Source organism: Pseudomonas inefficax, from assembly GCF_032164165.1.
Lineage (GTDB): Bacteria > Pseudomonadota > Gammaproteobacteria > Pseudomonadales > Pseudomonadaceae > Aquipseudomonas > Aquipseudomonas inefficax.
In genome coordinates, this window is record NZ_CP134401.1 from 79,663 (window position 1) to 102,248 (window position 22,586).

Sequence of the window (22,586 nt, forward strand, 5' to 3'; positions counted from 1 at the left end):
CCACATCCCCTGCGCCGCACCGGCCGGTGCGGTTCACGGCATGGGGAGAGAACAACAAGTCGAGATCGTCCATGTCGAACCATTCCTACTTCGCCCCCCACGGTGGGCACCCGGCTCAGACCGAGCTGCTGACTGACCGTGCCATGTTCACCGAAGCCTATGCCGTCATCCCCAAGGGCGTGATGCGTGACATCGTCACCAGCCACCTGCCGTTCTGGGACAAGATGCGCATGTGGGTCATCGCTCGCCCGCTGACCGGTTTTGCCGAAACCTTCTCCCAGTACATCGTCGAAGTGGCCCCGGAAGGCGGTAGCGAACGCCCTGAGCTGGACCCGAACGCCGAAGCCGTGGTGTTCATCGTCGAAGGCGAACTGGACATCACCGTCGAAGGCAAGCACCACACCCTGGTACCGGGCGGCTACGCCTTCCTGGCCCCAGGCGCCGAGTGGAGCCTGCGCAACAACAGCAAGTCCAACGTCACCTTCCACTGGCTGCGCAAGCACTACCAGAAGGTCGAAGGCCTGGACGTTCCCGAGTCGTTCGTTACCCACCGTGACAACGCCACCGTCATCGAAATGCCGGGCACCGAAGGCCGCTGGGTCACCACCCGCTTCGTCGACATGGCCGACATGCGCCACGACATGCACGTGAACATCGTCACCTTCCAGCCGGGCGGCGTGATTCCGTTCGCCGAGACCCACGTGATGGAACACGGCCTGTACGTGCTGGAAGGCAAGGCGGTGTACCGCCTGAACCAGGACTGGGTCGAAGTGGAAGCCGGCGACTTCATGTGGCTGCGCGCCTTCTGCCCGCAAGCCTGCTACGCCGGCGGCCCAGGCAAGTTCAGCTACCTGCTGTACAAGGACGTGAACCGTCATGTGCACCTGACGCTGAACCCTAAGCGTTAAGCCCAGGCTGATGCCCGAAAGCCCGCCAACCTGGCGGGCTTTCTGTTTGCCGCGCATACTGAAACACCCATCCCCGCGCGGTACCAGCCATGAACCGCTGCCTGCTGCTCGCCGCCCTGCTGCTGTGCACGCCCGCCCCGGCCGCCGATGACTGGAACCTGGCCTACGACCGCGAAGGCATCCGCGTGTATCTGAGCGCCGCCCCCGACTCGCCCTACCAGCAATTCCGTGGCATCAGCACCATGAATGCCAGCGTTCGTACACTCACCGACCTGCAGGAGAACCTGCGGGTGGCCTGCAAGTGGCTGTACGCCTGCGCCGAGATGCGCTTGCTGGATGTACAGGGCGAAAACACCTGGATATACCTGACCACCAACCTGCCGTGGCCGACGATGCCGCGCGACATCGTACTGAAGGTGACCACCGAGCGGCTTGACGACGGTACCTTGGTGCGGCACCTCAGCGCCGATCCGGGCCGTTTGCCCGAAGAGCCCGGGCTGATCCGCGTGCAGCACTTGTCGGGCGAATGGATCATGAAGCCGCTGGGCAAGCGCAAGACCGAGGTGATCTACCAGTTGCAAGCCGACCCGGCAGGGGATGTGCCGGGTTGGCTGGCCAATCGGTTCGTGGTGGATGCGCCGGTGGTAACCCTCAGAACCCTGAGGGCCGTAGCCGAGCGTCAGCCATGAGGCCCACTTCGCGGTAGTCAAGCGCCCCGGCAAATGCTTGCCGGAGAGCCGCCCGCCAGAATGCCCGGGCTTCAGTCAAACTCGAAGGACGGGTTGCAATGACCGACTTCAGTCGGGTAGGTGCCGTCGGGGCAGGGTGTGCTTGGCACGCCAATGCTGCGGATGGTCCGGCGCCGGGCTTCAGGCTGCTCGGTAGACGCTGCAGTCGTTTCGCTGACAGCAGTATCCGCATCTTCAGGCTCGTTGCCATGGGCTACCTGAACCAGGCCCGCGGCGGCCAGCAAGGTTATGAATGCAATCTTTTTCATAGGGTCTCCGAAATGAGATCAAAGGGGGGGCGGAGCAGATCCTATGCTCGGCCCAGTCTGGATGGCTTTAGCCAGAGTCCCCGCAAATCAATCAGAAACCCGCCCCTGCCTTGTGGGAACGATCGAGGCAACAGTCATAGTCCCAAGGCAATCGACGCGTCACCGAACCCCGCTACCGCATTTGCAGCGCTCAGATGCCGCCACCCGCCAACAATTGCGTCATCACTTCGGCCAACGCCTTGACCATCACATCCGCCGTCGGCCGGTGGACGATGACAATTTCATAGCTGTCGACCTCCGGCAGCCCTTGCCCTGCCCCCAGCACCCGGTGCTCGCCAGTCGCCGCCCGTGGCGGCAGCAGGCTGATGCCCATGCCATCGGCGACCGCGGCCTGGATGCCGCTGAGGCTGGAGCTGGTGAAGCTGATGCGCCATCGCCGGCCCATGCCTTCGATGGCGGTGATCATGTCGTCGCGGTACAGGCCGCGGGGCGGGAAAGTCACCAGCGGGATCGGGTCCAGTTCGAAGGCCGGTGTGCGCGCGCTGTCGATCCACTGCAGGCGCTCGGGCCAGCAGGCCACGCCTTCGCGGCTGTTACGCCGCTGCTTGAGCAACACTAGGTCGAGCTCGCCGTTGTCATAGGCCTGGCTGAGGTCGCGGCACAGGCCGCTGGTCACTTCCAGCTTCACCTGCGGGTGCAGCCGGCTGAAGGCCGACAGCGCATTGGTGGTACGCCCGCCCACGAAGTCCTCTGGCACGCCAAGGCGCACAGTCACGCCAACCATCGCCCCGGCCAGGGCTTCGAGCATCTGGTCGTTGAGCGCCAGCATGTGCCGGGCGTAGCCGAGCAGGGTCTGCCCGGCATCGGTCGGCAGCACATCGCGATTGCCGCGCACCAGCAGGCGGTGGCCAACCATATCCTCCAGGCGGCGCACCTTCTGGCTGATGGTCGATTGGGTGGAGTGCAGGCGGGCAGCAGCCGTGGTGAAGCTGCCGCAATCGGCCACCACGACAATGGCGCGCAGCAGGTCGAGGTCGAACAGGGCCCTATTCGATTTCAAGCTGATTGACATCTTGATATTCAACTTCTGAATGGCAAGACTGACTTCTATCACGCCACCTGCTGCACCGCAACGCGCACCGCTAGTCGCCGACCGCTACCCCTTCGCGCCGAGGGTCGGCACCGCCCGACCAGCCCTGGCCACTGCGCTGGATGATCTGCATGCCACTGGTCATGATCATCGGCGTCACCTCATGCCCCCAGGCTGCCAACTGCCGGATCAGCGCCGGGCTGGCCAACCCCGCCTCCACTTCGGTGCCGGCATTGCGGCTGCCGAAGTTGGGCAGGCCGGCGGCCTGCTGCGGGTCGAGCTGCCAATCCAGCAGGCCGATCAGCGCCTTGTTCACGTAGCCGATGATCTGCGAGCCGCCAGGCGAGCCCAGGCTGGCCACCAGCTCGCCGGAAGCTTGCGAGAACACCAGGGTCGGCGCCATGGCCGAGAGCGGTCGTTTGCCCGGTTGCACCCGGTTGGCCACGGGCTTGCCTTGTTCCCGGGGGATGAACGAGAAGTCGGTCAGGTGGTTGTTGAGCAAAAAACCCTTGACCATCAGGTGCGAGCCGAACGCCGCTTCCACCGAAGTGGTCATGGCCAGGGCCTGGCCGCTATCGTCCACCGCGCTGAGGTGGGAGGTGGAAATGCGCAGTGGCGAGCGGTCGGGCGCCAAGGCCAGGTCGGCGCCCTGCGGCTGGCCCGGGCGGGCGCGCTTCATGCTGTACTCGCCAACCAGCGCTGCGCGGCTGGCCAGATAAGCAGGGTCGGTCAAGGCCTTGAGCGGGACCGGCACGTAATCGCTATCAGCCAGGTATTGGGCGCGGTCGGCGTAGGCCAGGCGTTCGGCCTCGGCAACCAGGTGCACCGCCAACGGCGGCGCCTCCAGGCCAGCCGGGGACGAAGTCGCTACAGGCCGCAGCGCCGACAGATCGCGTTGTGGCGAGGCGCGCTGCACGGCTTCGAGAATTCCCAGAGTCTGTAGCACCGTCACCCCACCCGATGATGGTGGCGGCATGCCGCAGATGCGCCAGGCCTTGTAAGGCCCGCATACCGGCTCGCGTTCCTTGGCCTGGTATTGCTGCAGGTCCTGTAACGACAGATAACCGGCATTGGCGTGGCCACGGACCTTGGCCACCATGGCTTCGGCGATTTCACCGGTGTAGAACGCATCAGCGCCCTGCTCGGCAATCTGCTCGAAGGTTTGCGCAAGCTCGGGGTTGCGCAAGGTAGTCCCGACCGCCAGCGGCTTGCCCTGTTCATCCAGGAAGTAGCGGGCCATGGCCGGTGACCGGGCGATGAACGGGTCGCCCGCCACCAGGGCGTGAAGGCGTTCGGAAACCGCGAAACCGTTGCGTGCCAGGGCAATGGCCGGGGCGAACAGGTCGCGCCAGGGCAGCTTGCCGTGCTGCTCATGGGCCAGCTTCAGGGCACGCAGAATTCCCGGTACACCCACCGAACGCCCGCCGATCTGCGCAGCCCTGAATGGCATCGGTGAACCATCGGCTTGCAGGAACAGGTTTTCCGTCACCGCCGCCGGGGCTGCCTCGCGGCCATCGAAGGCCTGCACGCGCTGGCCATCCCAGTAAAGGATGAACGCTCCGCCGCCGATGCCGCTGGATTGCGGTTCGACGAGGGTCAGCACCATCTGCATGGCGATGGCCGCGTCGATGGCACTGCCACCGGCAAGCAGCATCGCCCGCCCCGCTTCGCTGGCCAGCGGGTTGGCAGCTGCGGCCATGTGCCGGCTGGCATGCACTGGTTGCAGGCCAGTGCGGTAGCCGGAGGCCAGTTCCGGTGGCGCCGGCAGCACCTGATCGGCGCAGGCCCAGCCACTGGCGGCTACCAAGCACAAGGCGCCCATCAGGGGGGTGGGGAATGTCATCGTTAAGCTTCCTGCCATTACCTATTCAGCAAGGCACTGTGGGTCATGCACAAACTTGACTTCAAGCCCTGGCGTATTTTTTCTAGGATGCGGGCAGGACACCGAGGAGCTTGCTGGAGGCGGTGATCCTCGGCGACGGTGGGCCGCGGCATGTAGAGACCGTGCGCCGGCTGCTGGCGGCCGGGGCAGATCGGCAGATTGCCGACAAGGATGGAGTGACTGTGCTGGAGCATGCGCGGCAGCGGGGGTATCGGGAGATGGAGGCTTTACTCGCCCGCTGATTTCAAGCCAGGCAATGCCCTTGTAGGAGCGGCCTTGTGTCGCGAAAGGGCCGCAAAGCGGCCCCGGCAATTTTGCAGGAATGCGAAGATCCCGGGGGCGCTTCGCCCCCCTTTCGCGACACAAGGCCGCTCCTACAGGAATTGCGCGTTGGCCAGGCTTTCACCTGCAGGTCAGGCCACTTCTTCGAACGGCAGCCCTACATAGTTCTCGGCAATGTTCACCAGCCCCGCCGGCGAGGTCAGGAAATACTCGCGGTCGGCCTCCTGCATCTTCTGGTCCCAGGCGTCCTTGTGGCTGCCGAAGTCATGCAGCAGCTGGGTCATGAACCAGCTGAAGCGCTCGCCTTTCCAAACCCGGCGCAGGGCCAGCGGCGAATACTGCTGCAACAGGTCGGTGCGCCCTTCGCGGTACACCTTTAGCAGGATGCGGTACAGGTAGTTGACGTCCGATGCCGCCAGGTTCAGGCCCTTGGCACCGGTCGGCGGGACGATGTGCGCGGCGTCACCGACCAGGAACAGGTGGCCATACTGCATCGGCTCGACCACCAGGCTGCGCAGCGGCGCGATGCTCTTTTCCAGGGCCGGGCCGGTGACCAGGCGTGCAGCCACGTCTTCGGGCAAGCGTGCCTTGAGCTCCTGCCAGAAACGCTCGTCGGACCATGCCTCCACCTGCTCTTCCAGCGGCACCTGCAGATAGTAGCGGCTACGGGTGTGCGAACGCTGGCTGCACAGCACGAAACCCCGTTCGTGGTGGGCATAGATCAGTTCGTGGTTGACCGGCGGCGTGTCTGACAGCATGCCCAGCCAGCCAAACGGGTAGACCCGCTCGTACAGCTTGAGGATGCCCTCGGGGATGCTCTGGCGGGAGACACCATGGAAGCCGTCACAGCCGGCGATGTAGTCGCAGTCCACCCGGTGCACCTGGCCGTCTTTTTCATAGGTCAGGTAGGGCCGTTCGCCCTTCAGTTCGTGCGGCTGGACGTTGCTTGCCGAATAGACGATCGGCGCGCCGCTGGCTTCACGTGCCTGCATCAGGTCACGGGTGACTTCGGTCTGGCCGTACACCATTACCGTCTTGCCACCGGTCAGGGCCTTGAGGTCCAGGCGTTGGCGGCGCCCGCCGACCAGCAACTCGACACCCTCGTGTACCAGGCCCTCACGGTCCATGCGCTCGGCCACCCCGGCTTCACGCAGCAGGTCGACCGTGCCTTGCTCCAGTACCCCGGCACGGATGCGACCGAGCACGTATTCGGGCGTCTGGCGTTCGACGATGAGCGTATCGATACCGGCCTTGTGCAGCAGTTGGCCGAGCAGCAGGCCAGACGGACCTGCACCAATAATTGCGACCTGAGTTTTCATTGTTTTTGTCTCTGTGCGGACGATGCCGGCCCTGGACTGGCAGTGGGGCGGCATCTGCTGTTAGGGTTTGCCTTTGCATTTTTACTGGCAAAAACAGCCATGGAAGTGTGCTATTCCATGTATAACCTGCACTTTTACAAAAAACGTTCGATTAACGGACAGGCCTGTACGCATGAAATTCACCCTCCCCGGCGTCCCCCTGTTCAAGCTCTATGGCGAAAACCAGGCCTGGCCCGGCACCGATCTGCTGCACTGCGAGTCGATCCCGGCGCGTAGCCGTTTGCACCACTGGGAAATCAAGCCGCACCAGCATGCCGAGCTGTTTCAGTTGCTGTATGTGCAGCGTGGCCGGGCCGAGGTGGAGATCGAGGGGGGGCGCAGCGCCATCAGCGAAGCGGCGATCCAGGTGGTGCCGCCAATGACCGTGCACGGCTTTCGCTTCAGCGCCGACATTCAGGGGCATGTGTTGACCTTTGGCACGGCACTGGTGGCCAACCTGGAGCAGCGCCTGGGTGCGCCGCTGGCAGTGCTGGCAAAGGCGGCCTGTTACCCGCTGGGCCGCGACCGGGTTCGCCTGCGCAGCCTGATCGACACCCTGCAGCAGGAGTACCAGGGCAACGCCCCGGCGCGGGCAGCCTTGCTCGAAGCATTGGTGATGGCGCTGATGGTGTGGATCAGCCGCCGCCAGCAACTGGGGCAGGCGCCGCGCAACCGCGATGAACGGGACCGCCAGTTGTTGGGGCAGTACCTGCGCCTGGTCGAGGCGCACTACCGTGAGCACCTGTCGGTGGAGGATTTTGCCGCGCAGTTGAATATTCCGAGTTTGCAGCTGAACCAGCTGTGCCGGGCGCTGAGTGGGCAGACCGCATTGCAGGTGGTGCACCAGCGGTTGCTGCTGGAGGCGCGGCGCAACCTGATCTATACGCGGATGAGCATCGGGCAGTTGTCGGATAGCCTGGGGTTTACCGACCCGACGTATTTTGCCCGGTGGTTCAAGCGGTTGAGTGGGCAGACACCGAATGGGTATCGCAGGTCGGGGGTTGTCTGAGTAATTTTTTCGCCTGTGCTGGCCTCTTCGCGGGTAAACCCGCTCCCACATCCTCAAGACCTGTGCACTTCCTGTGGGAGCGGGTTTACCCGCGAAGAGGCCAGTACTGGCAACACTCATCTCGCGCCCCTGCTTGACGTATACGTCAACCTGCCCTCAGGATACCCGCATACCCCACGCCGAGCCCCAGCATGAGCACCCAGACCTACAGTATTTCCGACCTGTCCCGCGAGCTGGACATCACCACCCGCGCCATCCGCTTCTATGAGGAACAGGGCCTGTTGAGCCCCGAGCGCCGTGGCCTGGAGCGTATCTATTCGGCGCGTGACAAGGTCAGTCTGAAGCTCATCCTGCGCGGCAAGCGCATCGGCTTTTCGCTGGCCGAATGCCGCGAGCTGATCGAGCTGTACGACCCCTCCAGCGGCAACCTCAAGCAGCTCAACAGCATGCTGGCAAAAATCGCCGAGCGCCGCGCCCAGCTGGAACAGCAGATGCTCGACATCCACCAGATGCAGCTGGAGCTGGACACCGCCCAGGAGCGCTGCGAACAGGCCCTGGCTGCCACCCTGAACAACAAAGACAACCGCTGAACGCCACAGGAAACCCGCCATGCCCTTGCCCAAACACGTCCGCCTGGTCGAAGTTGGCCCCCGCGACGGCCTGCAGAACGAAGCCCAACCCATCAGCGTTGCCGACAAGGTGCGCCTGGTGGACGACCTCACCGAAGCGGGCCTGGCCTATATCGAAGTGGGCAGCTTCGTCTCGCCCAAGTGGGTGCCGCAGATGGCCGGCTCCGCCGAAGTGTTCGCCGGCATCCACCAGCGCCCAGGTGTCACCTATGCGGCGCTGGCCCCCAACCTGCGCGGCTTCGAGGACGCCCTGGCCGCAGGCGTGAAGGAAGTGGCGGTGTTCGCGGCCGCCTCCGAAGCCTTCTCGCAACGCAACATCAACTGCTCGATCAGCGACAGCCTCAAGCGCTTCGAGCCGATCATGGAAGCCGCGCGCAACCACGGTGTGCGCGTGCGCGGCTATGTGTCGTGCGTGCTCGGCTGCCCCTATGAGGGCAAGGTCAGCGCCGAGCAGGTCGCCCCGGTGGCCCGCGCCCTGCACGACATGGGCTGCTACGAAGTATCGCTGGGCGACACCATCGGCACCGGTACCGCCGGCGAAACCCGGCGCCTGTTCGAGGTGGTCGCGGCACAGGTACCGCGCGAGCAACTGGCCGGGCACTTCCACGATACCTATGGCCAGGCCCTGGCCAACGTGTATGCCAGCCTGCTCGAAGGCATCAGCGTGTTCGACAGCTCCGTGGCCGGGCTGGGCGGCTGCCCCTATGCCAAAGGCGCTACCGGCAATATCGCCAGTGAAGATGTGGTGTACCTGCTGCAGGGGCTAGGCATTGAAACCGGTATCGACCTGGACCGACTGATCGCCGCCGGCCGCCGCATCAGCAGCGTGCTGGGCCGCGACAACGGGTCGCGGGTAGCGCGGGCGCGCAGCGCGCAATAGGTCATACAGGTGTCACATTGGTGTGGGTGGAGTGTTACCGCCCCCACGTTTTGCAGCAAAAAATCGGGTAACAGGGAAACAAATCGGCAAAATTTCAGGCCGATCGATCTCGACCAAAATCGCTAAGTGCTTGATTTTAAAGGGCTTGAAAAAGTTGGCACGCACCCTGCTATATCTCTGGCACAACAACAAAAAGAATGTGACACCCAATAAAAACAACAGGTAACGGCTCTGACATAACAAGAACAACACGGCAGAGGCGTAGCAAGCAGATTTTTTTGGAGTAGACACGCTTTTCAGGGGTACGCCCCGCGGTCTGGCACAGAACAATAAAACTACCTCAAGGTAGCGGCAGCCAGGTTCGGATCAGCAATGATGAAGGCAGGTCAGCGCTCAAAAAAATACGTTTGCTCTTGACCCCGCATGGGGGTCGCCCGCAACACCAGGACAGGCTGACAAAAACAACAACAGGCCGGTCCCAATAATAAAAAAAGAGCAGGCAACAACGCTTTGAGGGGAGCTTCGGCTCCCCTCAGTGCTTCCTGCCCTCTTCCTCCTCCTGCTTTCCCTCGTCCTGCCCTTCGAGCTTGTCCACCAGCAACGGCATCGTGCCCAGCACCAGCAGGGCCAGTATCGTGCTGATCAATGCCGTGGCTTCGCGGCCCATGCCGGCTGCCGTACCGATGGCGGCGGTCATCCACAACCCGGCGGCAGTGGTCAGGCCCTTCACATGGCTTGCGTCCTGGCCGTTCCCCTTGAGAATGGTGCCCGCACCAAGAAAACCGATACCGGCGACAATGCCCTGGATCACCCGGCTCAGCGCCTGCTCATTGGCCCCAGCCATGCTCGGCGCCAGCACGAACAGCGCGGCGCCCAGCGAAACCAGCATATGCGTGCGCACCCCGGCGGCCTTGCCCTTGTGCTCGCGCTCGAAGCCCAACACGGCGCCGAGCAGGGCTGCCATCAACAGGCGGACGAGGATTTGCGTGACTTCGCGAGCGTCGGTGATATCGGCGAATTCGGCCTGGATCGCTTGCCAGATGAGGTCCATTGCGGTTGTTCCCGTGCCTGACATTGGTGTTGCCAGGCCCGGCCTCTTCGCGGGTAAACCCGCTCCCACTGGGATCGCAACACCTGTGGGAGCGGGTTTACCCGCGAAGAGGCCGTGCCTGGCATCTACAAAGACTGACCTATGAACACAGCGCAAAGTGCCGCTCAGCTTCCTGATGCAGCAACCGCCCTCCCCCTGTGGTCCCACCCTGTAACCACTCCCAGGAGGACCACCCCATGCCCGTTGAAATCGACGAATCAACCCGCCGCTGCACCCTCATCGGTGAAGACCTGCGCATCGAGGGTGATGGCCCGGACATCGAAATCGTCACCGACGAACAGCTGCGCATGTCAGTGGCCCTGCTCGCCGGCCAGCGCGTGCCCATTACCGAAGCAGAGGCCGATGCACTGACCGTCGCGGGTGCGGTGGATAGCCGCAGGCATCTGAAGGCCAGCACGCCAGGCTCGGTAATCTGAGGCCTGGCGGGGCTTGCCCGCAAATCTGATACGGTTTTTATCGCAAAATCTGAGCCTGTGCTGATAACAGCCTCAGGGCCATAGTGCTCATGCCTGATCGAGGCCTGATGAGCACCGAGCCATGAACGATAGAATCCCTTTCACAGAGATCGCCACTGCCCCAGCCAGCCCCCAGCTGCACCGCGCCGACAATGGCATCCATACCCGCAGCTTCACCGGGCTGTACCGCAACCTGCGCATCGGCTTTGCCGGCGCCCTGTTCGTGCTGTTCTTCGGCACCGCCTGGCTGAACTGGAACGGCCGCCAGGCCGTACTGTGGGACCTGGGCAACAGTAAATTCCACATCTTCGGCGCCACCTTCTGGCCGCAGGACTTCATCCTGCTGTCGGCGCTGCTGATCATCTGCGCCTTCGGCCTGTTCGCCATCACCGTGTATGCCGGCCGCGTGTGGTGCGGCTACAGCTGCCCGCAGAGCACCTGGACCTGGCTGTTCATGTGGTGCGAAAAGCTCACCGAGGGCGACCGCAACCAGCGCATCAAGCTGGCCGCCGCGCCCTGGAGCCTGAACAAACTGGCCCGGCGCACGCTGAAGCACAGCCTGTGGCTGGCCATTGGTGTGCTCACCGGGCTGACCTTCGTCGGCTACTTCACCCCGATCCGCCCACTGGCCGCGGAACTGTTCACCTTGCAACTGGGCGGCGTGGCGCTGTTCTGGGTGCTGTTCTTCACCGCCGCCACCTACATCAATGCCGGCCTGCTGCGCGAAGCGGTGTGCCTGCACATGTGCCCCTATGCACGCTTCCAGAGCGTGATGTTCGACAAGGACACCCTGGCGGTCGCCTATGACCCGCGTCGCGGCGAAGCCCGTGGCCCGCGCAAGAAAGGCACCGACCTCCGAGCCCAGGGCCTGGGCGACTGCATCGACTGCACCTTGTGCGTGCAGGTGTGCCCGACCGGCATCGATATTCGCGATGGCCTGCAAATGGCCTGCATCGGTTGTGCGGCGTGCATCGATGCCTGCGACGGGGTAATGGACAAGATGGGCTATGCACGTGGCCTGATCGGCTACAAGTCCGAACGCAGCATGCAAGGTGGCACCACCCATTGGCTGCGCCCGCGCCTGCTGGGCTACGCTGCCGCGCTGGCGGTGATGATCGCGGCGCTGGTGGTGGCCTTGCAGCTGCGTCCGATGGTGTCGCTGGACGTGATCAAGGACCGCGGCCTGTTCCGCGAGAACGCTCAGGGCCAGATCGAGAACATCTACCTGCTCAAGGTCATCAACAAGACCGAAAGCACCCGGCACTACGAGCTGCGCCTGCTCGACGCCGACGGCTTCAGCCTGCAGGGCAAGACTTCATTCATGATCCCTGCCGGTGAAATGAGCGAACTGCCGGTGTCGGTGGCGATGCTCGCCGAGCGCCCGGCCAGCAGCTCGCAGGCGCTGAGCTTCGAGATCAGCGAGCGCGACGACCCCGCCATCCGCAGCGTGGCCCACAGCCGCTTCGTCGCACCGATGAACCGGTGATCCCTTACACTGACTCCACCTTGCCTGCCAGGCTTCGACAGAAGGCCAGAATGAAACGCTACGAACGCTTTGCCGACGACATCGCCGAACTGATCCGCTCCGGGGTGCTGGGCCCCGGCCAGCGCGTGCCCTCGGTGCGCTATGCCAGCCAGACCCACGGGGTCAGCCCGTCCACCGTGTTCCAGGCCTACTACTTGCTGGAGCGGCGCGGGCTGATCCGTGCAAGGCCGCGCTCGGGCTACTTCGTCAACGCCCATGCCCCGCGCCAGTTCAGCGAGCCGCAGGCATTGCAACCGGTCAGCGAGTCCACCGACGTGGACGTCAGCGCGCTGGTGTTCTCGATCCTCGACTCGATCAAGGACCCCAACACCGTGCCGTTCGGCTCGGCCTTCCCCAGCCCCGAGCTGTTTCCGCTGCAACGCCTGTCGCGCTCGCTGGCCAGCGCCAGCCGCAGCATGGACCCGCGCATGGTGGTGACCGACCTGTCACCCGGCAACCCGCAGCTGCGTCGGCAGATTGCCCTGCGCTACATGGTCGGCGGGTTGATGCTGCCCATGGAGGAGCTGCTGATCACCAACGGCGCGCTGGAAGCCCTGAACCTGTGCCTGCAGGCCGTCACCCAGCCCGGTGACCTGGTGGCCATCGAAGCCCCGGCCTTCTATGCCTGCCTGCAGGTACTGGAGCGGCTCAAGCTCAAGGCCGTGGAAATCCCGGTGCACCCGCGCGAAGGCATGGACTTGGGCGTGCTGGCGCAAACGCTGGAAAAGCACCCGGTAAAGGCCGTGTGGTGCATGACCAATTTCCAGAACCCAGTGGGCGCCAGCATGCCGGAAGCGAAAAAGCAGGCACTGGTAGAGCTATTGGCGCGCCATCAGGTGCCATTGATCGAAGACGACGTGTACGCCGAACTGTACTACGCGCAACAGGCCCCCAAACCGGCCAAGGCCTTCGACACCCAGGGGCTGGTGATGCACTGCGGCTCGTTCGCCAAAAGCCTGGCGCCTGGCTACCGCATCGGCTGGGTGGCGGCCGGGCGCTTTGCGCAGAAGATCGAGCGGCTCAAGCTGATGACCTCGCTGTGTGCCTCGATGCCGGCCCAGGCGGCCATCGCCGATTACCTGCAGCACGGCGGCTACGACCGCCACCTGCGCAAGCTGCGCTATGCCCTGGAAGGCCAGCAGGCCAACATGCTGGCCGCCATCGCCCGGCACTTTCCGGCGCAAACGCGAGTCAGCCAACCGTCCGGCGGCTACTTCCTGTGGTTGGAGCTGCCCGAACGGATGGACGCCCTCAAGCTGTTCCACATGGCCTTGGCCCAAGGCATCAGCATCGCACCCGGCCCGATCTTCTCGCCCACCCGGCGCTTCGGCAACTGCATCCGCCTGAACTACGGCAGCCCCTGGCATGAGGATGCCGAACGGGCCATAGAAACCCTGGGGCGGATCATCCGCTCGTTCTGATGGCGGGCGCCCGGTGAACGACTATCGTTGCCCGATCCGCTACCCCCCGCGTTGACTGGCTATTCGCCAGTTACCGAACAGGCTAAAGTCTGGGCTTCATCTTTGTCGGACTTCGGCATGCCCTCCCGCGACCTGCTTTCACTGCGCCAACAAGTCGAAGCCCTGCAGCAGCAGAACGCGTTGCTGCAGGCCCGCCTGGCAAGCCATCAGCAACACGACCAAAACTTCTATCGCTCGTTGTTCGACACCATGGACGAAGGCTTCTGCATCATCGAGTTCTTCGACGGCCCGCACGGCCCGCTGAGCGACTATGTACATGTGCTGGCCAATGCGGCCTATGCCAAACACGCCGGCATCCCCAACGTGGTGGGGCAGAGACTGCGCGAGATGGTGCCCGATGAGGCCGACGACTGGGTCGCTCGTTATGGCGCGGTGCTGCGCACGGGCGAGCCACTGCATTTCGAGCAGGAGCTGGTCGCCACCGGTCGCGTGTTGTCGGTGACCACCTTCCGGGTAGAGCCTGCCGAAAAGCGCCAGGTGGCGGTACTGTTCAAGGACGTCACCGAACGACGGCGGGCCGAGCTTGCCCTGCAGCGCTTGAACGAGGAGTTGGAAGAACGGGTGAATGCGGCATTGGCAGAACGGGCCAAGGCCGAGGAGGCCCTGCGCCAGGCACAGAAGATGGAAGCCGTGGGCCAGCTCACTGGCGGCATCGCCCACGACTTCAACAACCTGCTGGGCGGTATTCTGGGAGCTCAGGAGCTGATGCGCCAGCGCCTGGCCCAGTCGCGTTTCGACAGCCTGGAACCCTTGCTGGAACTGTCCAGCGGTTCGGCGCAGCGGGCCTCCTCGCTGGTCCACCGGCTGCTGGCATTCTCCCGTCAGCAGACCCTGCAGCCCTGCTCCACGCAAGTGGCCGCGCTGGTGTGCGGCATGGAAGAGCTGCTGCGCCGCACCATCGGCCCCGCCATCACCCTGGCCAGCCATTTCCCCCGCCAGCTGTGGCCGACCTTCATCGACCCGCCACAACTGGAAAGCGCCCTGCTCAACGTGTGCATCAATGCCCGCGATGCCATGCCTGCCGGCGGCGTGATCGATATCCACGGTGACAACCTGCTGCTCGACGACGAGCAAGCCCGCGCACTGGAACTGCCAGCTGGCGAATACGTACGGCTGAGCATCATCGACAACGGCAACGGCATGTCGACGGAGGTGGCCGAGCGCGCCGTCGACCCGTTCTTCACCACCAAACCGATGGGCCAGGGCACTGGCCTGGGCTTGTCGATGACCTACGGTTTCGTGCGCCAGTCGGGCGGGCAGCTCCGGGTATTGTCGACGCTGGGCGAAGGCACCCGCATCGAGCTGCTGCTTCCCCGCCACCACGAGCACCCCGAAGCCCCGGCACCCATGCCACCGCGCACATCGCCGGAAAAAAGCAGCACAACCACTCAGCGTATCCTGCTGGTCGAAGACCAGGCTGCCTTGCGCGTGGTCGTCTGCGAGGTGCTGGAAGAACTGGGTTATCGGGTTGATGCATTCGAAAACGGCCCGGCCGCCCTCGCCCATCTACAAGCTGGCGAGCGGCCAGACCTGCTGCTGAGCGATATCGGCCTGCCCGGCGGCCTGAACGGCCGCCAGTTGGCTGAACGCTGCCGCGAGCGCCACCCCGACCTGAAGGTGCTGTTCATCACCGGCTACGACGAAAGCGCGGCGCTCAGTGACGGCCAGTTGTTGCAAGGTACTTGGGTGCTGACCAAGCCGTTCGAGCTGCAAGTGCTGGCCGAACGGGTAGGCATGCTGCTGGAGGATTGACCGGCGCGTTCAGCGCCCGCCGCCCAGGTCGATGAAGCTGCCGGTAGAGTACGAGGCTTTGTTCGAGAGCAGCCAGAGGATGGCCTCGGCCACTTCTTCGGGGTGCCCGCCGCGCCCCATCGGCAAGCCGGGTTCGAGCTTGCTGACCCGGTCGGGGTCGCCCGACAGCGCATGGAACCCGGTGTGGATGTAGCCTGGCCGCACGCCGTTTACACGCACACCCTCGCCTGCCACTTCCTTTGCCAGGCCAATGGTGAAGGTGTCGAGAGCGCCCTTGGAAGCGGCATAATCCACGTATTCGTTGGGCGACCCCAGGCGTGCGGCAACCGACGACACGTTGACGATGGCCCCGCCCTGCCCTCCGTGCCGGCGTGCCATGCGCAGCAGGGCGTGCTTGGCGCAGAGCATGGGGCCGACGACGTTGGTCTTCATGATCTTGAGCAGACGGAATTCGGACATGTCCTCGACCCGGCTTTGCTGGCCGATGGTGCCGGCATTATTGACCAGCGCGGTCACCGGGCCGAGTTCTTCGTCCACGCGCTGGAACAGCTGGATGACCTCATCCTCGACACTGGCGTCGGCGCGCACGGCGATGGCCTTGGCGCCCAGCTCGCGGACCTGGCCGAGGACGGTCTCGGCGGCCTGGTCGTCGGCGTGGTAGTTGATGCAGATGCGGTAGCCCTCACGGGCGGCCAGCAGCGCCGTGGCGGCGCCGATGCCGCGGCTGGCACCGGTGATGACGATGACTTTCTCCATGGATCTGCCAATCGTTTGGAAAGGGAGCATCGACAATAGGGGAAAAGCCTGCGCGTGGGAATGACCTTCCTTCAGCTACGGCCTTGGCGTGCCCTGCGTGGGGAACAACGTCTCGAACCGCGACGTGGCCCGCGCGGCGAAACCCAGCCCCTGGTGCATGATGAAATAGGCGGCGATTTCATGCCGCTCGGCGAAGGCATAGCCTTCCTCCGGGCCGAGCACCATCAACAGTGTATCCAGGGCATCGGCACGCAGCACCGAAGGGTCGACCACCGACACTGCCGCCAGCGCGTGCTTGACCGGCCTGCCGACACGCGGATCGAAGGTGTGCGAATAACGCTGGCCACCTTCCTCGAAATAGTTGCGGTAATCGCCGGCGGTGGCAACGCCGTAGCCATCCAGGGCGATGGCGCGCTCCACTTGCTGCTCGCCCTCGCCACTCGGTACTTCGAGGGCGATGCGCCAGGGCGAGCCATCCGGCTTGCGGCCGACGCCCTTGAGTTCGCCGGTGATCTCGACCAGATAGGCCTGGATACCCAGGGCCGCAAGCCGGTCACCCACCCGATCCACCGCATGACCGGCGAGCATGCTGTCGAAATCCAGCTGCGCCGCCACATCCTTGCACAGCGTTTCGCCATCCAGGTGCAAATGCTGCAGGCCTACCCGTGCCTGCTCCCGTGCCAGCGTGCTGGCGTCCGGCACCTGCCTGCCGCGTGACTGCGGGCCGAAGCCCCACAGGTTCATCAGTGGCAAAACCGTCAGGTCGAAAGCCCCGCCACTCTCACGGAACAGAGACACACCGTACACCAGCAAGTGCTGCATCTCTTCCGGCACCGCCTGACAGGCGCCGGCCGGCAGAGCGTTGAAGCGGGAAACCACGGAATCAGCGCGCCAGTTGGAAAACTGCTTGTCGAGCGCCTCCAGTATCAACTCGACTTCGGCCTTTACCTGCCGCGCATCAGGCGTCTGCGCATTGGGTACGTACTGGATCGAATACGTGCTGCCCATGGTCGGCCCGCCAAAGCGTTCGATCCTTTCGCCGCAGCCATACAGCACCGTCACCAGCATCACCAGCAGGCTTGCGCGCATCATTCGACACCTCGCAGACTCTGGCCGCCCTTTCGCGGCGCAGGCTATTTCACCAGAATTGCGAGATGGCAATTGGCCTACCGTTCATCAGCAAACCTGGTCAAAAATCGAACAAAATCATCATTGAACACTCTGATCTGCGCGGGTGATCAATCATCCCCCTCCCTTTCCGCTTAACGTCCCGGACGCAATAAAACCATCATGTGCATAAGCGCATAGGGGCGTTCTTTGCCCAAAAATTGGAGGACAGTACATGTCTAGCCATTCGTTGCAGAGCGTCGAACGCCTGCAGAGCCGCATTCGCGCCCAGCGCCTGCCGCAACACAAACCTTTCTGGCAGCGCCTGCTGGCCATCGCCTCCTTTTCTCAGCGTAGTTGGCACGGAGGGATCGAGCTCAGGGGATACAAGGAACTGTCCAACGCCACGCCGATTGCCCCGGTCGCGGTCGGAAAAATCCAGCTGGCGATTCCGCTCGGGCGGGGTCGGCGGTTTGTCCAGCCTTGCGTGCAGCCGGGTCAGCATGTGCGCAAGGGCGAAGTGATCGGTATTGGCGACAACACCACCGCCTGGGTGCACGCCAGTACTTCTGGCGTCGTGGAACGGATCGATCATGTCTTCGCGGCCGACTCGGCCGAGCCAGTCATGGCCGTCATCCTGAACGCAGATGGCCTGGATGAGTGGATCGAACGCCCGGTGCCGGGCCTGCCACAAACGCCAGAGGCGCTGGTCGAACGCGCATTGCAAATGGGCATAGTCGGCCTTGGTGGGGCGGGCTTCCCGACGGCCCTAAAACTGGCCGGCGCACGGCAGCCCGATCTGCTGCTGATCAACGGTGCCGAATGCGAGCCCTTCCTTACCTGCGATGACCGCCTCATGCGCGAGAATGCCGAAGCGTTGATCGAGGCCGCCGATCATGTCGCCGCGCTGCTGGGAATAACGACAACCCGTTTCGGCATCGAAACCAACAAACCGGAGGCAATGGCCACGTTACGTGCCGCCGCTCGCCAGGCGCGCACCCGGGTCGAGATATGTCCGCTACCGGAGCGTTACCCGGCAGGTGGGCAGCCGCTGATGATCAAGAGCCTCAGTGGCCGCAACCTGGCCCCGGGGAGCCGGCCCGCCGATATCGGCGTGCTGGCGCTGAATGTCGCAACGCTCTACGCGCTGGGCCGGGCCGTGTTCCAGGGCGAACCACTGACCAGCCGCGTGCTGACGCTGACCGGTGACTGCGAACGCCCGGGCAATGTGCGGGTGCCGGTGGGTTACCCGGTCAGCGAACTGCGCGCGATTGCTGGCGCGTCCGCCACGGGGCAGTTGACCCAGGTTGGCGGCCCGATGATGGGGCTGCCGCTACCGGACGCCAACGCCTTCGTCAGCAAGACCAGCAGTTGCCTGATATTCGGCGCCGAGCGCTACCTGCCGGCTGCTCGCCCCGCCGGCAATTGCATTCGCTGTACGCGCTGCGTGGATGTCTGCCCGATGTCGCTCAGGCCGCTGGACCTCTATGCTGCCGCCGAGCGCCTGGACAAGGCCAGCCTGCAGGAACTGCGCCTGGATGCCTGCATCGAATGCGGCAGCTGCAGCAGCATCTGCCCAAGCAGTATCCCGCTGCGCGAACGCTTCCGCCAGAGCAAGACGGAGGTCCGCGCATGAGCCTGATACGCCACCCCATCCCGCAACGACTGCGCACGGTGATGCTGCTGGTCGTGTTGTGCCTGCTGCCGGGCACCGCCCTGTATGCCTGGCAATTTGGCGTCGTGGTCTGGTTGCAAGTGTTCTGGTGCGTGCTGTTCGCCCTGGGCTTCGAAGCCGCCCTGTTGCGCCTGCGCGGGCAGGACGTACGCGAGGGTTTGAGCGACCTCAGCTGGCTGGTGCTGGGCCTGATACTGGCTCGGGCATTGCCGCTGATGGTGCCGTTGTGGATAATCGCCCTGGCCAGCTTTGCCGCTATCGCACTGTGCAAGCACGCCAGTGGAGGCCTTGGCCGCAACCGTCTCAACCCGGCCATGGTAGGGCTGGGGATCGTTGCCATCTGCTTCTACCAGCAGTTGTACCCCGCGCCATCGAACCATGCCCCCTGGACCGCAACCCTGGACGCCAAGGCGGTTCTGCTCCAACAGCTACAGTTGGTGCCACGCCTGGATCTCGATGCGTTCGCCGGCGCCACTCAACTGGCGCAGAACGATTTCATCCACGTCACCCACAACCTGTCGGGGTTTGGCTACATTGCCGGCGGTTTGCTGCTGGCTTTGCTGCGGGTGATCCGCATCGAGATTCCGCTGGCGATGCTCGCCAGCACAGTATTGCTGTGCATGGCCGCCGGCCACAGCCTGCAGGAAGCCGTGTACAACCTCAGCCTCGGCGGCTACCTCTTCACCGCCTTCTTCATCGCCACCGATCCGGTCACCAGCCCCAATACCCGCGCCGGTCGCATCCTCTTCGGCGTGACCGTCGGCACGCTGACCGAGCTGATTCGCGAATTCGGGCTGTATGCCGATGGCCTCTGCTTCGCAGTGCTGGCCGGCAACCTGCTGGTGCCACAAATCGACCGGTTGGTGCTGCGCATGCAGCGGCCCTGGTACGCAGCAGCCAGTGCCTGACATGGCATTTGCCAAGGGCCAGAGCCTGGGCCCTGTTCTGGCCCGGCTCAATGCCCTGCCGACGCCGGCCCCGCCTTGGCGGTAAAGGGCGGTTTGGCAAACCACACCAGCAGGATCAGCCCGGCGAACACCCAGGTCATCAGGGTGAAGTAGTCCACCGTCGACATCATGTACGCCTGCCCGTTGAGTATCTGCTCCAGCTGCGCATGGCTCTGCGGGCTGGCCCCGCCCAACTGCTCCAGGGTATGCCGCGTGGCCGGGTCGAACTGGCTGATGTGCTCGCTCAGGTAGGCATGGTGCTGGTCCGCCCGGCGAATCCAGATCCAGGTGGTCAGCGACGCCGCGAAACTGCCGCCCAAGGTACGCAGGAAGGTCGCCAGGCCCGAGCCATCGGCAATTTGCTGCGGTGGCAGGTCGGACAGCAGGATGCTCAAGGTCGGCATGAAGAACAGCGCCACGCCAATGCCCATGAACAGCTGCACCAGCGCCACATGCTGGAAGTCCACCTCGCTGGTGAACCCGGCACGCATGTAGCAGCTGCTGCCGATCGCCAGGAACGCCAGCCCGGCCAGCACACGCAGGTCGAAGCGGTGCGCGTACTTGCCCACGAACGGCGACATGAGCACCGGCAACAGGCCGATCGGCGCCACCGCCAGGCCGGCCCAGGTAGCGGTGTAGCCCATCTGCGTCTGCAGCCACTGCGGCAGGATCAGGTTGATGCCGAAGAACCCGGCATAGCCCCCCACCAGCACGATGGTGCCGACGCGGAAGTTGCGGTGCGCGAACAGGCGCAGGTTGACCACCGGGTGACGGTCGGTCAGTTCCCAGATCACGAACACCGCCAGGAACACCAGCGAGATCAGGCTGCCGACAATGATGAACGACGACTCGAACCAGTCCAGGTCATTACCCTTGTCCAGCACCACCTGCAAGGCGCCGACGCCGATGATCAGCGTCAGCAGGCCGATGTAGTCCATCGGCTGGCGACTGGTGACCACTGGCCGGGTGCGCATCTGCTGGCGCACCACGGCGGCGGCGAACAGGCCGATGGGCACGTTGATGAAGAAGATCCACGGCCAGCTGTAGCTGTCGGTGATCCAGCCCCCGAGAATCGGCCCGGCAATCGGCGCCACTACCGTGACCATCGCCAGCAGCGCCAGGGCCATGCCGCGCTTGGCCGGCGGGTAGACGGCGATCAGCAAGGTCTGGGTCATCGGGTACAACGGCCCGGCTACCACGCCTTGCAACACGCGAAAACCGACCAGCTCCGGCATCGACTGGGCGATACCGCACAGGAACGAGGCCAGCACAAACAGCAGCGTGGCCCAGATGAACAGCTTCACCTCGCCAAACCGTCGGCTGAGCCAGCCGGTCAGCGGCAGCGCGATGGCATTGCTCACCGCGAACGAGGTGATGACCCAGGTGCCCTGCTCGTAACTCACCCCCAGGTTGCCGGAAATGGTCGGCAAGGCCACGTTGGCGATGGTGGTGTCGAGCACCTGCATGAACGTCGCCAGCGACAGGCCGATGGTGGTCAGCAGCAGGCTCGGCGGCGTGAACTGGGCAGCGGCGTTGTTGCTCATCGCTGCGCCGTCTTGCCGGTTGCGCTGTTTTCGTGGATCAGCCGCGCGATCAGGTTGTCGGCTTCGACCAACTGGCGGTCATACACCTGGGTGGTGTAGCTGGCCTGCTGCGGTGGCTGCTGGGCCAGGGTCGGGCCGCTCTGGTCGTGCAGGTCGACCTCGACCACGGTGGACAGGCCGATACGCAGCGGGTGGTCCTTGAGCTGGTCGGGGCTGAGGTGGATGCGCACCGGCACGCGCTGGACGATCTTGATCCAGTTACCGGTGGCATTCTGCGCCGGCAACAGGGCGAAGGCGCTGCCGGTGCCGGCGCCAAGGCTGTCGACCGTGCCGCTGTACCTGACCTCGCTGCCGTACAGGTCGGCGCTGATCTGCACCGGCTGGCCGATACGCATGTCGCGCAGCTGGGTTTCCTTGAAGTTGGCGTCGATCCACACTTGGTCCAGCGGGATCACTGCCATGGTCGCGGTACCCGGTTGCAGGCGCTGGCCCAGCTGCACGGTACGCTTGGCGACGTAGCCGGTAACCGGTGCCACCAGGGTGGTGCGGGCATGGTCGAGGTAGGCCTGGCGCAGGTCGGCGGCGGCGGCCATCACCTCGGGGTGCGAGGACACCACGGTGTCGTCGACCAGGGCGCTGCTGGTGCTGAGCTGCTGGCGTGCACTGTTGACCGCGGCCTCGGCCACGCTCAGGTCATCGCGGGCGTGGGACAATTCCTCCGCTGCAATCGCGCCGCTGTCGGCCAGCACCTTGCGCCGGTTGAAGTCCTGCCGGGCCTTGCGCAGCTCTGCCTGGCGGGTTTCCAGCTGGGCCTTGAGCGCGTCGACGTTGCTGTACAACCCGCGCACCTGGCGCACGCTGCGCGCCAGCCTGGCTTCGGCAGACTGCAGGGCCACCTGACTGTCGGCCGGGTCGAATTGCAGCAATACCTGGCCGGCGTGGACCAGGTCGCCATCATCGGCACCGATACTGGTGACGGTGCCGGTGATCAGCGGCGTGATCTCCACCACGTTGCCGTTGACGTAGGCGTCGTCGGTGCTTTCGTGCCAGCGCCCGACCAGGCTGTACCAGGCCCAGGCGCCGGCGCCGGCAACGATCAGCAGCAACAGCAGGCCGAGCAGCCAGGCCTTGCGCTTGCGCGACGGTTCGGGCGCGGCGGAGGGAGTCGGGGTGTCTGCGGGAGTGGCCATGACAATAC

Annotated in this window: 20 protein-coding genes and 1 pseudogene; 12 read left to right on the forward strand and 9 right to left on the reverse strand. The window is 64.5% G+C overall.

All coding sequences use genetic code 11. The features are described from left to right. Positions 1 to 71: 71 nt before the first annotated feature. Together RIN61_RS00370 and RIN61_RS00375 are read left to right on the forward strand one after the other, a co-directional pair. A complete protein-coding gene (locus tag RIN61_RS00370) occupies positions 72 to 908 on the forward strand; it encodes a bifunctional allantoicase/(S)-ureidoglycine aminohydrolase (protein ID WP_013972924.1) in 837 nt (278 codons plus the stop codon). Positions 909 to 997: 89 nt separating this feature from the next. Further along, the gene (locus RIN61_RS00375) at positions 998 to 1,597 is read left to right on the forward strand and encodes an START domain-containing protein (RefSeq protein ID WP_112252529.1); all 600 of its coding nucleotides are present in this window, start codon (positions 998 to 1,000) and stop codon (positions 1,595 to 1,597) included. Between the two features lie 71 nt (positions 1,598 to 1,668). Here the strand turns inward: RIN61_RS00375 and RIN61_RS00380 are convergent, their stop codons facing one another. From RIN61_RS00380 to ggt, 3 genes are all read right to left on the reverse strand, one after another. After that, complete coding sequence (locus RIN61_RS00380; protein ID WP_112252530.1) at positions 1,669 to 1,905, reverse strand: hypothetical protein; 237 nt, start codon at positions 1,903 to 1,905, stop codon at positions 1,669 to 1,671. A 190-nt stretch (positions 1,906 to 2,095) separates the two neighbouring features. Then, complete coding sequence (locus tag RIN61_RS00385) at positions 2,096 to 2,977, reverse strand: LysR substrate-binding domain-containing protein (RefSeq protein ID WP_112252531.1); 882 nt, start codon at positions 2,975 to 2,977, stop codon at positions 2,096 to 2,098. Between the two features lie 70 nt (positions 2,978 to 3,047). After that, positions 3,048 to 4,838 (reverse strand): gamma-glutamyltransferase, encoded by a 1,791-nt coding sequence (ggt, locus tag RIN61_RS00390; protein WP_313855228.1) that lies wholly within the window; start codon positions 4,836 to 4,838, stop codon positions 3,048 to 3,050. Between the two features lie 107 nt (positions 4,839 to 4,945). Here ggt and RIN61_RS00395 point away from each other — a divergent pair. Continuing rightward, positions 4,946 to 5,119 (forward strand): annotated as a pseudogene (locus RIN61_RS00395) (ankyrin repeat domain-containing protein); the annotation flags it as partial. 171 nt (positions 5,120 to 5,290) lie between these two features. Here the strand turns inward: RIN61_RS00395 and pobA are convergent. Further along, positions 5,291 to 6,478 carry a 4-hydroxybenzoate 3-monooxygenase gene (gene pobA / locus RIN61_RS00400; protein ID WP_112252533.1) on the reverse strand — a complete coding sequence of 396 codons (1,188 nt, stop codon included), beginning with the start codon at positions 6,476 to 6,478 and terminating at the stop codon, positions 5,291 to 5,293. A gap of 172 nt (positions 6,479 to 6,650) precedes the next feature. Here pobA and RIN61_RS00405 point away from each other — a divergent pair, with 172 nt between their 5' ends. From RIN61_RS00405 to RIN61_RS00415, 3 genes are all read left to right on the forward strand, one after another. Next, positions 6,651 to 7,526 (forward strand): helix-turn-helix domain-containing protein, encoded by an 876-nt coding sequence (locus tag RIN61_RS00405; protein ID WP_313855230.1) that lies wholly within the window; start codon positions 6,651 to 6,653, stop codon positions 7,524 to 7,526. A gap of 191 nt (positions 7,527 to 7,717) precedes the next feature. Further along, the gene (locus tag RIN61_RS00410; RefSeq protein ID WP_013972930.1) at positions 7,718 to 8,116 is read left to right on the forward strand and encodes a MerR family transcriptional regulator; all 399 of its coding nucleotides are present in this window, start codon (positions 7,718 to 7,720) and stop codon (positions 8,114 to 8,116) included. A gap of 19 nt (positions 8,117 to 8,135) precedes the next feature. Beyond that, positions 8,136 to 9,035 carry a hydroxymethylglutaryl-CoA lyase gene (locus tag RIN61_RS00415; protein WP_112252536.1) on the forward strand — a complete coding sequence of 300 codons (900 nt, stop codon included), beginning with the start codon at positions 8,136 to 8,138 and terminating at the stop codon, positions 9,033 to 9,035. 532 nt (positions 9,036 to 9,567) lie between these two features. Here the strand turns inward: RIN61_RS00415 and RIN61_RS00420 are convergent. Then, positions 9,568 to 10,086: an MgtC/SapB family protein gene (locus RIN61_RS00420; RefSeq protein ID WP_112252537.1), complete on the reverse strand. Its 519-nt coding sequence runs from the start codon at positions 10,084 to 10,086 to the stop codon at positions 9,568 to 9,570. Between the two features lie 236 nt (positions 10,087 to 10,322). On the opposite strand from RIN61_RS00420, the gene RIN61_RS00425 reads away from it, so the two are divergent. The 4 genes from RIN61_RS00425 (at position 10,323) to RIN61_RS00440 (ending at position 15,359) form a co-directional block, all read left to right on the forward strand. After that, positions 10,323 to 10,562, forward strand: coding sequence for a DUF3203 family protein (locus RIN61_RS00425; protein WP_112252539.1), 240 nt, complete (start codon positions 10,323 to 10,325; stop codon positions 10,560 to 10,562). 121 nt (positions 10,563 to 10,683) lie between these two features. Next, positions 10,684 to 12,087: a cytochrome c oxidase accessory protein CcoG gene (gene ccoG, locus RIN61_RS00430; RefSeq protein ID WP_313855234.1), complete on the forward strand. Its 1,404-nt coding sequence runs from the start codon at positions 10,684 to 10,686 to the stop codon at positions 12,085 to 12,087. Positions 12,088 to 12,137: 50 nt separating this feature from the next. Further along, positions 12,138 to 13,547, forward strand: a complete 1,410-nt coding sequence (mapR, locus tag RIN61_RS00435) for a GntR family transcriptional regulator MpaR (protein WP_313855235.1) — start codon at positions 12,138 to 12,140, stop codon at positions 13,545 to 13,547. Between the two features lie 117 nt (positions 13,548 to 13,664). After that, entirely contained in the window at positions 13,665 to 15,359 is a 1,695-nt protein-coding gene (locus RIN61_RS00440) for a response regulator (RefSeq protein WP_112252542.1), read from the forward strand. A gap of 9 nt (positions 15,360 to 15,368) precedes the next feature. On the opposite strand, the gene RIN61_RS00445 is transcribed toward RIN61_RS00440, so the two are convergent. Further along, positions 15,369 to 16,115, reverse strand: a complete 747-nt coding sequence (locus tag RIN61_RS00445) for an SDR family oxidoreductase (protein WP_112252543.1) — start codon at positions 16,113 to 16,115, stop codon at positions 15,369 to 15,371. 75 nt (positions 16,116 to 16,190) lie between these two features. Further along, positions 16,191 to 17,207: an FAD:protein FMN transferase gene (locus tag RIN61_RS00450; RefSeq protein WP_112252544.1), complete on the reverse strand. Its 1,017-nt coding sequence runs from the start codon at positions 17,205 to 17,207 to the stop codon at positions 16,191 to 16,193. Positions 17,208 to 17,457: 250 nt separating this feature from the next. On the opposite strand from RIN61_RS00450, the gene rsxC reads away from it, so the two are divergent. Next, positions 17,458 to 18,858: an electron transport complex subunit RsxC gene (gene rsxC / locus RIN61_RS00455; protein ID WP_112252545.1), complete on the forward strand. Its 1,401-nt coding sequence runs from the start codon at positions 17,458 to 17,460 to the stop codon at positions 18,856 to 18,858. Then, positions 18,855 to 19,805, forward strand: coding sequence for an RnfABCDGE type electron transport complex subunit D (locus RIN61_RS00460; protein WP_313855236.1), 951 nt, complete (start codon positions 18,855 to 18,857; stop codon positions 19,803 to 19,805). The genes rsxC and RIN61_RS00460 overlap by 4 nt, the downstream gene beginning before the upstream one ends. 47 nt (positions 19,806 to 19,852) lie before the next feature. On the opposite strand, the gene RIN61_RS00465 is transcribed toward RIN61_RS00460, so the two are convergent. Next, complete coding sequence (locus RIN61_RS00465) at positions 19,853 to 21,388, reverse strand: DHA2 family efflux MFS transporter permease subunit (RefSeq protein ID WP_112252547.1); 1,536 nt, start codon at positions 21,386 to 21,388, stop codon at positions 19,853 to 19,855. Next, the gene (locus RIN61_RS00470; RefSeq protein WP_112252548.1) at positions 21,385 to 22,578 is read right to left on the reverse strand and encodes an HlyD/EmrA/EmrK family protein; all 1,194 of its coding nucleotides are present in this window, start codon (positions 22,576 to 22,578) and stop codon (positions 21,385 to 21,387) included. The genes RIN61_RS00465 and RIN61_RS00470 overlap by 4 nt, the downstream gene beginning before the upstream one ends. Positions 22,579 to 22,586 lie beyond the last annotated feature (8 nt).